The sequence below is a fragment of the Pseudomonas cistanchae genome (assembly GCF_054483635.1).
This window is the reverse complement of the sequence record NZ_JBTLWN010000007.1, coordinates 282,477-295,025: the sequence shown is the minus strand read 5'-3', so window position 1 is coordinate 295,025 and position 12,549 is coordinate 282,477. Positions and strand designations below refer to the sequence as shown.

Annotated in this window: 10 protein-coding genes; all 10 read left to right on the top strand. The window is 62.4% G+C overall.

Features of this window, described 5'->3' with window-relative positions:
• The first annotated feature begins 67 nt into the window (after positions 1 to 67).
• The 10 genes from ACX0MV_RS19485 to panD all read left to right on the top strand — a co-directional run bounded on the left by ACX0MV_RS19485 (position 68) and on the right by panD (position 12,346).
• A complete protein-coding gene (locus tag ACX0MV_RS19485) occupies positions 68 to 979 on the top strand; it encodes a glycerophosphodiester phosphodiesterase family protein (RefSeq protein WP_458984147.1) in 912 nt (303 codons plus the stop codon).
• A 798-nt stretch (positions 980 to 1,777) separates the two neighbouring features.
• A complete protein-coding gene (locus ACX0MV_RS19480; RefSeq protein WP_458984146.1) occupies positions 1,778 to 2,719 on the top strand; it encodes a DUF808 domain-containing protein in 942 nt (313 codons plus the stop codon).
• A gap of 111 nt (positions 2,720 to 2,830) precedes the next feature.
• On the top strand, positions 2,831 to 3,007 hold the full coding sequence (locus tag ACX0MV_RS19475; protein WP_003244646.1) for a hypothetical protein: 177 nt from the start codon (positions 2,831 to 2,833) through the stop codon (positions 3,005 to 3,007).
• Positions 2,991 to 5,945 carry a sensor histidine kinase gene (locus tag ACX0MV_RS19470; RefSeq protein WP_458984145.1) on the top strand — a complete coding sequence of 985 codons (2,955 nt, stop codon included), beginning with the start codon at positions 2,991 to 2,993 and terminating at the stop codon, positions 5,943 to 5,945. The genes ACX0MV_RS19475 and ACX0MV_RS19470 overlap by 17 nt, the downstream gene beginning before the upstream one ends.
• 64 nt (positions 5,946 to 6,009) lie before the next feature.
• The gene (locus ACX0MV_RS19465) at positions 6,010 to 7,437 is read left to right on the top strand and encodes a sigma-54-dependent transcriptional regulator (protein WP_458984144.1); all 1,428 of its coding nucleotides are present in this window, start codon (positions 6,010 to 6,012) and stop codon (positions 7,435 to 7,437) included.
• Positions 7,438 to 8,105: 668 nt separating this feature from the next.
• Positions 8,106 to 9,509: a polynucleotide adenylyltransferase PcnB gene (locus ACX0MV_RS19460; RefSeq protein WP_458984143.1), complete on the top strand. Its 1,404-nt coding sequence runs from the start codon at positions 8,106 to 8,108 to the stop codon at positions 9,507 to 9,509.
• Positions 9,509 to 10,000, top strand: a complete 492-nt coding sequence (gene folK / locus ACX0MV_RS19455; RefSeq protein WP_458984142.1) for a 2-amino-4-hydroxy-6-hydroxymethyldihydropteridine diphosphokinase — start codon at positions 9,509 to 9,511, stop codon at positions 9,998 to 10,000. Before ACX0MV_RS19460 ends, folK begins: the two co-directional genes overlap by 1 nt.
• Before the next feature lie 225 nt (positions 10,001 to 10,225).
• Positions 10,226 to 11,026: a 3-methyl-2-oxobutanoate hydroxymethyltransferase gene (panB, locus tag ACX0MV_RS19450; protein WP_458984141.1), complete on the top strand. Its 801-nt coding sequence runs from the start codon at positions 10,226 to 10,228 to the stop codon at positions 11,024 to 11,026.
• Complete coding sequence (gene panC, locus ACX0MV_RS19445) at positions 11,023 to 11,883, top strand: pantoate--beta-alanine ligase (RefSeq protein WP_458984140.1); 861 nt, start codon at positions 11,023 to 11,025, stop codon at positions 11,881 to 11,883. Before panB ends, panC begins: the two co-directional genes overlap by 4 nt.
• A gap of 82 nt (positions 11,884 to 11,965) precedes the next feature.
• On the top strand, positions 11,966 to 12,346 hold the full coding sequence (panD, locus tag ACX0MV_RS19440) for an aspartate 1-decarboxylase (protein ID WP_458984139.1): 381 nt from the start codon (positions 11,966 to 11,968) through the stop codon (positions 12,344 to 12,346).
• Positions 12,347 to 12,549: the final 203 nt, after the last annotated feature.

Genomic DNA, 12,549 nt, shown 5'->3' with positions numbered 1-12,549 from the left:
GCCTCTCGCCCGGCAACGCGTGCTTTGTCATAGTCATGGCGTTTTCCCTCGTCCGTGGAAGCTGACCATGTTGCGCCTCGCTCGTTTCTTGTTGATTCCCGCACTGCTGATCGCTGGCGTATTGCTTGCGATTGCCGCCACCAGCCAGCCCGCGCAACAGCCGGCGGTGCTCGCGGCCCTGGGCGACCAGCCGCTGGTCATCGCCCACCGCGGCGGCAAGGGCCTATGGCCGGAGAACAGCCTGTTCGCATTCGAGCGCGCCCACGCGCTGGGCGTGGACATGCTGGAAATGGATTTGCACCTGTCCAGCGACGGCGAGCTGGTGGTGATTCATGACCAGACGCTGGAGCGCACCACCAATGGCCAGGGTAATGTCGCGGCCTTCAGCCTGGACCAGCTGCAGGCGCTCGATGCCGGCTATCAGTGGACCGCAGATGGCGGGCAGAGCTATCCGTATCGAGGTCAGGGCATTGCCATTCCGAGCTTTGTCGAGGTGCTCGAACGCCTGCCCAGCGCGGCCAAGGTCATTGAGATCAAGGTGCCGGATGCCGGCATGGAAGCGCGCCTGTGCGATGCACTTGAACAACACGACCAGCTTGAGCGGGTCATCGTCGGCAGCTTCTATGAGCGCAGCCTGCAAACATTCCGCGAACAGTGCCCAGGCGTTGCGACCTCGGCCGGCCCAGGCTCGGTGCGCCTGCTAGTCGCGCTCAACTGGCTCGGTCTCGGCGGCCTGCTGTCGCCGTCGTACCAGGCACTGCAAATCCCACAACGTCACAGCGGCCTGCAGGTTGCCAGCGCGCGGCTGATGCGGGTCGCCCAAGAGCGTGGCCTGGCCGTCCAGCTATGGACCATCAACGAGCAGCCGCGGATGCGTCGCCTGCTGGATCAGGGTGCCCAGGGGTTGATCACCGATTACCCGGACCGCGCCCTGCAGCTGCTGGGTCGCTCGACCCGTATCGGCGCGCTGGAGCAATAGCCACGGCAGTTCAAAAAACCGACAATCGCCGTCGCGCCTAGGCGCGCGCGGCATTGCCTCAAGCGCTCGCAGCTTATCCACAGATCGCTCCACAGAAATCCGGGATATTTCTCCCGCCTGCACCTGGAGAAGTTCATCAAGTTATTGAAACAGCGTGCTTTTTGCTTGACTTTGGCTAAACCGGAAAGCACCACGACCGCTGCTCATAAAATGATCATCTGGCGCTAACGCCCGCTGTGACTGGCTTGCAGCGCCCCATACCCTAGTTATCAACAGCTCTGCCCACAGCAGCCGTGGACAACTAAAATTGTTGCTAAGTAGCTGTTTTTATATGAATTATCGCACTGTTCAAAAAATCACCAGCGGTTGCAAGCGACCGGCTTGCTAAGGGCTGCGTCACCTGCACCCACGTTATCCACAGTTCCCTCCACAGCATCTGTGCACAACTGCCATGCGCGTCACTATTACCCTCATCGAGACAATCAACGAGGCGCTCTGCCGATCCCCAGGTACTGTGCCGTTCATTGCTCAGGAGAACGCCCATGCCATTCAACGATCTGTTACGCAGCCTGCTTGCCGCTTACGCCAGTGGCGCCAGTGGCAGCAGCACCGATTGACCAGCCAGCCCACCGCGGGTGCATAACCTGGCTATCGATTGTTTTCAGTTCAGCGGCTGACCCACATCCAGCCGGCTTGCCTCTGGCTGAGCGAGGCGCAGTCACGTATAACCCTGCCGATAGCCGCGCGACTCGCCTGAGTCGCGCCCGACAGCGTGCTGAAAACAAGGAAATCTTCCCCATGGCCGGTGCCAGCCTGTTAACCCTGCTCGACGACATTGCGACGGTATTGGACGACGTCGCACTGATGACCAAAGTGGCCGCCAAGAAGACTGCCGGCGTGCTCGGTGATGACCTCGCCCTCAACGCCCAGCAGGTCAGCGGCGTACGTGCCGAGCGTGAACTGCCTGTGGTCTGGGCGGTGGCCAAGGGCTCGATGAAGAACAAGCTGATTCTGGTGCCCGCCGCGCTGCTTATCAGCGCGTTCGCGCCCTGGGCGGTGGTGCCGCTGCTGATGTTTGGCGGTGCGTTCCTGTGCTACGAGGGCTTCGAGAAACTTGCCCACAAGTTTCTTCACGACAAGGCCGACGATCAGGCCAAGCAGCACGAACTGCTGGAAGCGGTGGCCGACCCGCAGGTGGACCTGCTGGCGTTCGAAAACGACAAAATCCGCGGCGCCATCCGCACCGACTTCATCCTGTCCGCCGAGATCATTGCCATCACCCTGGGCACGGTGGCCGCGGCCAGTTTCGGCAAACAGGTGGCGGTTCTCGCAGGTATCGCAATCCTGATGACTGTGGGCGTATATGGCCTGGTGGCGGGCATCGTCAAGCTGGACGATGCCGGCCTGCACCTTAGCGAGCGCCCCGGCAGCGGCGCCTTCAGCCGTGCCCGCCGGGCCTTTGGCCGCGGCATCCTGCTGACCGCGCCTTACCTGATGAAAGCCTTGTCGCTGCTCGGCACCGCCGCGATGTTCATGGTCGGTGGCGGCATCCTGACCCACGGCATCCCTGCAGCGCACCATTGGATCGAAGACGTCACCGCGCAGGTCGCGACCAGCAGCGGACTGCTCGCCGCCTTCGTCCCCACCCTGCTCAACGCCCTCGCGGGGATCATCGCCGGCGCCATCGCTCTGGTGCTGGTGATGCTCGCTACCCGCGTCTGGAAAGCGCTTAAAGGCTGACAAGACGGCGCGCGACGATCAGCCCGCACGCGGTCGTCGCGTGATTCCGCCAGCTTACGCAGGCCGGTGCGCATCCGTTACCATCGCGGCACTCACGAGACGGGACGCGGCATGTATATCTATCGACTGGTCCTGATCCTGGTGGTGGGGATCTACCTGTTTTCCCCCGCCATCATGGATTGGTGGATCGACCCGAACGGCGCCTGGTACCGGCCCTATCTGCTGTGGCTGATCCTGATCGTGGTCACTTTCATTCTTCAGAGCCAACGTGATGCTGATGAGCTTTAGCCTTAGCCAGCTGATCCTCATCAGCGCCGCTTACCTGCTGGTGTTATTTGGCGTTGCCTGGGGCAGCGAGCACGGCCTGGTGCCGCGCCGGATCATCCATCACCCGCTGACCTACACCCTGTCGCTCGGCGTCTTCGCCAGTGCCTGGGCTTTCTATGGCACGGTCGGCCTCGCCTACCAGTACGGCTACGGCTTCCTCGCCAGCTACCTTGGGGTTTCCGGCGCCTTCCTGCTGGCGCCGGTGCTGCTTTATCCGATCCTACGAATCACCCGTACCTATCAGCTGTCTTCCCTGGCGGATCTGTTTGCCTTCCGCTTTCGCAGCACCTGGGCCGGCGCGCTGACCACGGTGTTCATGCTGGTCGGCGTGCTTCCGCTGCTGGCGCTGCAGATCCAGTCGGTCGCCGATGCGATCGGCATCCTCACCCGCGAGCTGGTCCAGCAGCGGGTGGCGCTGGCCTATTGCGGACTGATCATCCTGTTCACCATCCTGTTTGGTGCCCGCCACATCGCCACCCGCGAGAAGCACGAGGGGCTGGTGTTCGCCATCGCCTTCGAATCGGTGGTCAAGCTCGTCGCTCTGGGCGCCATCGGCCTGTACGCGCTCTATGGCGTGTTCGATGGCCCGCAGGATCTGGAATTCTGGCTGGTACAGAACCAAGCGGCGCTCGCCAGTCTGCACACGCCGTTGCAGGAAGGCCCTTGGCGCACCCTGCTGCTGGTGTTCTTCGCCTCGGCCATCGTGATGCCGCACATGTACCACATGACCTTCACCGAAAATATCAACCCGCGGGCCATGGTCAGCGCCAGCTGGGGGCTGCCGCTGTTCCTGCTGCTGATGAGCCTGGCGGTGCCGCTGATTCTCTGGGCTGGCTTGAAGCTGGGCGTCGCCACCAACCCGGAATACTTCACCCTCGGCCTCGGCCTTGCCGTGGACAGCCGCACCCTGGCGTTGGTCGCCTATGTCGGCGGCCTTTCCGCCTCCAGCGGGCTGATCATCGTCACCACCCTGGCGCTGTCGGGCATGGTGCTCAACCACGTGGTGCTGCCGCTGTATCAGCCGCCCGCCGAAGGCAATATCTATCGCTGGCTGAAGTGGACCCGCCGCGCGCTGATTTTCGCCATCATCATGGCCAGCTACGGCTTCTACCTGCTGCTCGGCGCAGAGCAGGACCTGGCCAACCTGGGCATCGTGTCGTTCGTCGCCACCCTGCAGTTTCTGCCCGGCGTGCTTTCGGTGCTGTACTGGCCGGCCGCCAATCGGCGGGGCTTCATCGCCGGCCTGCTGACCGGTATAGCGGTCTGGATGGTCGGCATGCTGCTGCCGATGCTGGGCAATCTGCAGGGCTTCTACCTGCCGATGTTCAACCTGGTCTACGTGCTCGATGACAGCAGCTGGCACCTTGCGGCAATCGCCTCGCTGGCTGCCAACGTGCTGGTGTTCACCCTGGTGTCCTTGTTCAGCGAAGCCAGCAGCGAGGAAATCAGCGCGGCCGAAGCCTGCGCGGTGGACAACGTGCGCCGCCCGCAACGCCGCGAACTGCTTGCGGTAACCCCGCAGGATTTCGCCACTCAGCTGGCCAAGCCGCTTGGTGCCAAAGCCGCACAGGGCGAGGTGGAACAGGCGCTACGCGACCTGCATCTGCCCTTCGACGAAAGCCGGCCCTACGCCCTGCGCCGATTGCGCGACCGCATCGAGGCCAACCTGTCCGGCCTGATGGGCCCGAGCGTTGCCCAGGACATAGTCGAAACCTTCCTGCCTTATAAGTCCGGCACCGAGGGCTACGTCACCGAAGACATCCACTTCATCGAGAACCGCCTGGAGGATTACCACTCGCGCCTCACCGGCTTGGCAGCCGAACTCGACGCGCTGCGCCGCTACCACCGGCAGACCCTGCAAGACCTGCCGATGGGCGTCTGCTCGCTGGCCAAGGATCAGGAAATCCTGATGTGGAACAAGGCCATGGAGGAGCTCACCGAGATTCCCGCAGAACGCGTGGTCGGCTCGCGCATGTCGGCGCTGAGCGAACCCTGGCGCGAACTTCTGCAGAACTTCATCGAATTGCCGGACGAGCATCTGCACAAGCAGAACCTCGCGCTGGATGGCCAGACCCGCTGGCTGAGCCTGCACAAGGCCGCCATCGACGAGCCCCTGGCGCCAGGCAACAGCGGCCTGGTCTTGCTGGTCGAGGACCTGACCGAAACCCAGTACCTGGAAGACAAGCTGATCCACTCCGAACGCCTGGCGAGCATCGGTCGCCTGGCCGCCGGGGTGGCGCACGAGATCGGCAACCCGATTACCGGCATTGCCTGCCTGGCGCAGAACCTGCGCGAAGAGCGCGAAGGCGACGACGAGCTGACCGAGATCAGCGGCCAGATCATCGAGCAGACCAAGCGCGTTTCACGCATCGTCCAATCGTTGATGAGCTTCGCCCATTCCGGCGCCCACCAGCATGCCGACGAACCGGTGTGCCTGGCCGAAGTCGCCCAGGATGCGATCGGCCTGCTGGCGCTCAACCGGCGCAGCATCGAGGTGCAGTTCTTCAACCTGTGCGACTCGGATCACTGGGTGACCGGCGATGCGCAACGGCTTGCCCAGGTGCTGATCAACCTGCTGGCCAACGCCCGCGACGCTTCGCCGCCAGGTGCGGCTATCCGGGTCAAGAGCGAGGCATCCGAGCATACCGTTGACCTGATCGTGGAAGACGAAGGCAGCGGTATTCCCCAAGCCATCATGGATCGTTTGTTCGAGCCGTTCTTCACCACCAAGGACCCAGGAGAAGGCACCGGACTCGGCCTCGCACTGGTCTATTCGATCGTGGAAGAGCATTATGGACAAATAACAATCGACAGCCCGGCCGATCCCGAGCAACAACGCGGCACCCGAATCCGGGTGACACTGCCGCGGCATGTCGAGGCGACGTCCATAGCGACCTAAACCAGCTACCGATGACCCTGAATCATTTGATTTCAGGCTCTGCGACCGTCGAGAGATTCTGTTGATGCCTCATATTTTGATCGTCGAAGACGAAACCATTATCCGCTCTGCCCTGCGTCGCCTGTTGGAACGCAACCAATACCAAGTCAGCGAAGCCGGGTCCGTGCAAGAGGCGCAGGAGCGTTTCAGCATCCCCAGCTTTGACCTGATCGTCAGCGACCTGCGCTTGCCGGGTGCGCCCGGCACCGAGCTGATCAAGCTCGGCCAGGGCACGCCGGTGCTGATCATGACCAGCTACGCCAGCCTGCGCTCGGCGGTCGACTCGATGAAGATGGGCGCGGTCGATTACATCGCCAAGCCCTTCGACCACGACGAAATGCTGCAAGCCGTTGCCCGCATCCTGCGCGACCGCCAGGAAGCGAAAAGCACTGCCGGCCAGACTGCAAGCACCCCTGGTGCGGCGCGCGGCGACAAGGGCGTCGATAACAGCAACGCCGAGATCGGCATCATCGGCTCCTGCGCCTCCATGCAGGAGCTCTACAGCAAGATTCGCAAGGTTGCGCCCACCGACTCCAACGTTCTCGTCCAGGGTGAATCGGGCACCGGCAAGGAGCTGGTCGCGCGCGCGCTGCACAATTTGTCCAAGCGTGCCAAGGCGCCGCTGATTTCAGTCAACTGCGCGGCCATTCCCGAATCCCTGATCGAGTCGGAACTGTTCGGCCATGAGAAGGGCGCCTTTACCGGTGCCAGCGCAGGGCGCGCTGGCCTGGTCGAGGCCGCTGATGGCGGCACGCTATTCCTCGACGAGATTGGCGAGTTGCCGCTGGAAGCCCAGGCCCGACTGCTGCGGGTACTTCAGGAGGGCGAGATCCGCCGGGTCGGTTCGGTGCAGTCGCAGAAGGTCGACGTGCGTTTGATCGCCGCCACCCACCGCGACCTGAAAACCCTGTCCAAGGTCGGCCAGTTCCGTGAAGACCTGTATTACCGCCTGCACGTCATTGCCCTGAAACTGCCCGCGCTGCGCGAGCGTGGTGCCGACGTCAGCGAGATAGCCCAGGCCTTCCTGCAGCGGCACTCGGTACGTATGGGGCGCAACGATCTGCATTTTGCCCAGGACGCCGAGCAGGCCATTCGTCATTACCCATGGCCCGGCAATGTGCGCGAACTGGAGAACGCCATCGAGCGCGCGGTGATCCTTTGCGAGAGCGCGAGTATCTCTGCCGAGCTGCTGGGTATCGATATCGAACTCGACGACCTTGAAGACGACGATGGCTTTTCCGGTTTGCCAGGCCAGGGCGGCAACAGCAGCAATGAGCCGACCGAGGACCTGTCGCTGGAAGACTACTTCCAGCACTTCGTGCTCGAACACCAGGACCACATGACGGAAACAGAACTGGCGCGCAAGCTCGGCATCAGTCGCAAGTGCCTATGGGAACGCCGTCAGCGCCTCGGTATCCCGCGTCGTAAAGCGTCGGGCGCAGCCGCTGGCTAGCGGCGGTTACACCTGCCAGGCTGTTACCGCATCAACAGTTAGTAACAAAAACCGGGTTTTACGGTAACGAGAACCCGGCTCCCACCGCCTCCCACGCGCCGCCCAATCTCCGCAACCCCTTGTTTTATAAAGAATCTCAAAAGCTGGCACGCGTTCTGCTTTGTTGCTGGTACAACAACAATAACAAGCACGACCCAGACAATAAAAATAAGACGTACCGACTCCAGCAAAATAAAAACAACAACGCGGAGGCGCAGCTAACTGATTCTTTTGGAAAGGAATGCCGTTGGGGTTCTGCCCCACAACCAGGCTGAGAACAATAAAACTGCTTCGAGGCAGTGCCCGTACTGGTTGGGTCAAATGACTAAGGCGATATCAGCATCCAAAATAATCTGTTTGCTATTTACTCCCAGCTTGGGAGGTTTTCCTGAAGTCTCTGACTTAATGGAACGGGTAAGCAAACAAAAACAAGAAGCCCGCCATAATAATAAAAACAAAGTAAGCACCTACTTGCGGGGGAGCCTCGGCTCCCCCAGTAGCTTCTGCCTGCAGCGTTCTCGCTCGCTCCCGCCTCGTCCTACACCATCTCCCGACACAATGCTAGAATCCGCGCCACTCATGTGGTCAGCGTCCATTCTGGCCGGTCATTTCGTCAAACAGTGCATCCCATGCTGAAAAAGCTGTTCAAGTCTTTCCGCTCCCCCCTGCGTCGCGCCAACCAATCGCATAGCAGCCCCGCAGTGCTGACCAATCATCAGCATTCGCTTCACCGCGGGGATATCAGCCGCTACGCCACCAGCGTAGTGGAGCGCCTGCACCAGGCGGGCTATCAGGCTTACCTGGTTGGCGGTTGCGTACGCGACCTGCTGCTCGACATCGACCCCAAGGATTTCGACGTTGCCACCAGCGCCACGCCTGAGCAGGTGCGCGCCGAGTTCCGCAATGCGCGGGTCATCGGCCGCCGCTTCAAGCTGGTGCATGTGCATTTCGGCCGCGAGATCATCGAAGTCGCTACCTTCCGCGCCAATCATCCCGAAGGCGATGAGGAAGAGAACAGCAACCTGTCGTCACGCAACGAGAGCGGGCGAATTCTGCGCGACAACGTGTACGGCAGCCTGGAAGACGACGCCCAACGGCGCGACTTCACCATCAATGCGCTGTACTACGACCCAAGCACCGAACGCATCCTCGATTACGCCAACGGCGTGCACGATATCCGCAACCATCTGGTCCGTCTGATCGGCGACCCGACCCAGCGCTACCAGGAAGACCCGGTACGTATGCTGCGGGCGGTGCGCTTTGCCGCCAAGCTGGACTTCGATATCGAGAAACACAGCGCCGCGCCGATTTACAAGCTGGCGCCCATGCTGCGGGAAATCCCCTCGGCACGCCTGTTCGAAGAAGTGCTCAAGCTGTTTCTCACCGGCTACGCGGAGTTCACCTACGAACTGCTGGTGGATTACGGCCTGTTCGGCGAACTGTTCCCGGCCAGCGCCGCTGCGCTGCGCGACAACCCCGATTACACCGACACCCTGATCCGCAACGCGCTGGCCAATACCGATCTGCGCATTCAGCAGGGCAAGACGGTAACGCCAGCGTTCCTGTTTGCCGCCATGCTCTGGCCCGCTCTCCCCGCTCGCGTGATTCGTTTGCAGGATCGCGGCATGCCGCCGATTCCGGCCATGCAGGAAGCTGCCCATGAACTGATCAGCGAGCAATGTCAGCGCATCGCCATTCCCAAGCGTTTCACCATGCCGATCCGCGAGATCTGGGACATGCAGGAGCGCCTGCCTCGCCGCAGCGGCAAACGCGCCGACCTGCTGCTGGAAAACCCGCGCTTCCGTGCCGGTTATGACTTTCTCCTGCTACGCGAAAGCGCGGGCGAACAGACCGGTGGCCTGGGCGACTGGTGGACGGTTTACCAAGACGCTACGGACAGCGAGCGCCGCGCTATGATTCGCGACCTCAGCCAGGACAGCAGTGCCGAAGCACCGCGCAAACGCCGCCGCGGCGGCAGCAAACGCAAACGCGCGCCTGGCGCAGAAACCGCCGGCAACCCGACCGGCGAGTGATGGAACGGGTTTATCTGGGGCTCGGCAGTAACCTTGCCGATCCGCTCAGCCAATTGCGCGACGCCCTCGCCGCGCTGGCTGCACTGCCGGATTCGCAGGTGCGGACGGTTTCCTCCTTCTATAGCAGCGACCCACTGGGCCCGGCCGACCAGCCGCGCTACGTCAATGCCGTCGCGGCGCTGGACACCGTCCTTGCGCCGCTGGCGCTGCTCGACGCCTTGCAGGCGATCGAGCGAGACCACGGCCGCGTCCGTAAAGCCGAACGCTGGGGCCCACGCACGCTGGACATCGACATCCTGCTCTTCGGCGAGCGGGTATTGAACGAGGCCCGCCTGCAGGTGCCGCATTACCACATGCATGCGCGCCCGTTCGTGCTCTACCCACTGGCCGAACTGGCGCCTGCGCTGCACCTGCCGGATGGACGCGTTCTAAGCGAGATGATCGCTGCCTGCCCGTTCGTGGGCTTGGAACGCCTGCCTGACCTTGACTGACTTCGTTACCCAGCCGCGCACCGGCTACGCGAACCGCGGTGGGTGCCCACTGGCGCAGGCGAGGTAACGCCAGTAACAGGTCGGTAACAGCCGCAATTGACTTCAAGCCCCCCCATCAGGACTATAGGCGTCCCGTCGCCCGGCCACCGGTGCGAACCGAGGCCAATGCAGGCCAACTTGAAGCAGCAACAACGCTGACCGAATGCCTGAGTGAGGACATTTCCCATGCCTGATATAACCCTGACCACCCTGCAAAGCCTCAAGCAGAGCGGCGAGAAGATCGCCATGCTGACCTGCTATGACGCCACTTTCGCTCAGGCTGCCTGTCAGGCAGGTGTCGACGTACTGCTGGTCGGCGATTCCCTTGGCATGGTCCTGCAAGGTCACGACAGCACCTTGCCAGTGAGCACGGCCGAGATGGCGTATCACACCGCCTGCGTCAAACGCGGCAACCAGGGCGCGCTGATTCTCGCCGACCTGCCGTTCATGGCTTACGCCACCAACGAGCAGGCCTTGCTCAATAGCGCGGCCTTGATGCAAGCCGGCGCGCACATGGTCAAGCTGGAAGGTGCTGCCTGGCTTGCCGAGCCGATCCGCCTGCTGGCGGAGCGCGGCGTACCGGTATGCGCACACCTCGGGCTGACGCCGCAGGCCGTCAACCTGCTCGGGGGTTACAAGGTGCAGGGGCGCCAGGAAGCCCAGGCGCGGCAGATGCGCGCCGATGCCATCGCCCTGGAACAGGCCGGTGCCGCCATGCTCCTGCTGGAATGCGTGCCAAGCGAGCTGGCTGCGGAAATCAGCCAGGCAGTCAAGATTCCAGTGATCGGCATCGGTGCCGGCAGCGCCACCGATGGCCAGGTGCTGGTGCTCCACGACATGCTCGGCTTGTCGCTGAGCGGGCGCATGCCCAAGTTCGTGAAGAACTTCATGGCTGGCCAGAGCAGCATCCAGAACGCGCTCAGCGCCTATGTCAAAGCGGTCAAAGATCAGAGCTTCCCAGCAGCCGAACACGGGTTTTCTGCATGAATACGGTTAAAACCGGCCGTGAACTGCGTGCCGCCATTGCCCAGGCCCGCGCCGAAGGCAAACAGATCGGCCTGGTTCCGACCATGGGCAACCTCCACGCCGGCCACGCGGCGCTGGTCGAAAAAGCCGCTCAGCGCGTCGACTTCGTGGTCGCCAGCATCTTCGTCAACCCCCTGCAGTTCGGCCCCAGCGAGGACTTAGACAAGTACCCACGCACCCTGGCTGCCGATCAGGAAAAACTGCTCGAAGCCGGTTGCGACCTGCTGTTCATTCCCGATGTGGACGAGATGTACCCTGCCGGCATGGCCGGGCAAACCCGCGTGTGCGTTTCCGGTGTATCGGAAGGCTTGTGCGGCGCCAGCCGGCCGGGGCATTTCGAAGGCGTCGCCACAGTCGTCACCAAGTTGTTCAATCTGGTGCAGCCGGACCTGGCCATCTTCGGGCAGAAGGATTATCAGCAGCTGGCAGTGATCCGCACCTTGGTGCGTGACCTCAATATGCCAATCCAGATCATCGGCGAAGCCACCGTGCGCGCTGAAGACGGCCTGGCGCTGTCCTCGCGCAACGGCTACCTGAGCGCCGAACAGCGCGCTGCAGCGCCCACGCTGTACCGCGGCCTGAGCGAGATGGCGACAGCGATCAGGAATGGCGAGCGCGATTTCGCCAAGCTGATCGCCGCCGCGCAACAGCAACAGCTGTCCGCAGGTTTTCGTCCGGATTACCTGGAAGTGCGCGAGGCCAACAGCCTGCGTCCGGCCACTGCAGACGATCGCCATCTGGTGATTCTGGTTGCGGCCTTTATCGGCAGCACCCGACTGATCGACAACCTGGCCATCGACCTGGACAGCGTGACCTAATTCGCTTTTTCAAGGCGGTTGCCCGGCATTTTTGCTTCGGGCACACTCTGCCGCCGTTTGTGGACCCGCTAAGGAAACTGCCATGCACGCCATCATGCTCAAGGCCAAACTGCACCGCGCCGAAGTTACCCATGCGGTGCTCGATTACGAAGGCTCCTGCGCCATCGACGGCGACTGGCTGGACCTGGCCGGTATCCGTGAATACGAGCAGATCCAGATCTATAACGTGGACAACGGCGAGCGTTTCACCACGTACGCCATTCGCGGCGAAGCCGGCTCGCGGATGATTTCGGTGAACGGCGCAGCGGCGCACAAGGCCAAGGTCGGCGACCGCGTGATCATCTGCGCCTACGCTCACTACAGCGAAGCCGAGCTGGCCAGTTTCAAACCGCGCATGCTCTACATGGCGCCGGGCAACGAGCTGAGCCACACCAGCAACGCCATTCCGCTACAGCTTGCCTGAGCCAACGCCGCTACACTCGAGTGCTTGCCGGCAATGGCGCCCTGCCGTTCAGCTGAATAATCCGGCCCGCTGATGCTTACCGAGTGCGGTACAGACGCGGTGAAATCCCCGGTTACTGGCGCTGCACCAGCGCCCGGGGGCCGCGTAAAAAAGCTGACTTTTCCAGGCGTTTCGTTGCCCAAGCCATTGCCCCAAGAATGCAT

What these genes read in the sequence shown, in the direction of transcription:
- ACX0MV_RS19465 (WP_458984144.1), top strand. Translation starts at nt 6,010, where the DNA reads ATGCCTCATATTTTGATCGTCGAAGACGAAACCATTATCCGCTCTGCC.
- folK (WP_458984142.1), top strand. Translation starts at nt 9,509, where the DNA reads ATGGAACGGGTTTATCTGGGGCTCGGCAGTAACCTTGCCGATCCGCTC.
- ACX0MV_RS19475 (WP_003244646.1), top strand. Translation starts at nt 2,831, where the DNA reads ATGTATATCTATCGACTGGTCCTGATCCTGGTGGTGGGGATCTACCTG.
- ACX0MV_RS19480 (WP_458984146.1), top strand. Translation starts at nt 1,778, where the DNA reads ATGGCCGGTGCCAGCCTGTTAACCCTGCTCGACGACATTGCGACGGTA.
- panB (WP_458984141.1), top strand. Translation starts at nt 10,226, where the DNA reads ATGCCTGATATAACCCTGACCACCCTGCAAAGCCTCAAGCAGAGCGGC.
- ACX0MV_RS19460 (WP_458984143.1), top strand. Translation starts at nt 8,106, where the DNA reads ATGCTGAAAAAGCTGTTCAAGTCTTTCCGCTCCCCCCTGCGTCGCGCC.
- ACX0MV_RS19470 (WP_458984145.1), top strand. Translation starts at nt 2,991, where the DNA reads ATGCTGATGAGCTTTAGCCTTAGCCAGCTGATCCTCATCAGCGCCGCT.
- panD (WP_458984139.1), top strand. Translation starts at nt 11,966, where the DNA reads ATGCACGCCATCATGCTCAAGGCCAAACTGCACCGCGCCGAAGTTACC.
- panC (WP_458984140.1), top strand. Translation starts at nt 11,023, where the DNA reads ATGAATACGGTTAAAACCGGCCGTGAACTGCGTGCCGCCATTGCCCAG.
- ACX0MV_RS19485 (WP_458984147.1), top strand. Translation starts at nt 68, where the DNA reads ATGTTGCGCCTCGCTCGTTTCTTGTTGATTCCCGCACTGCTGATCGCT.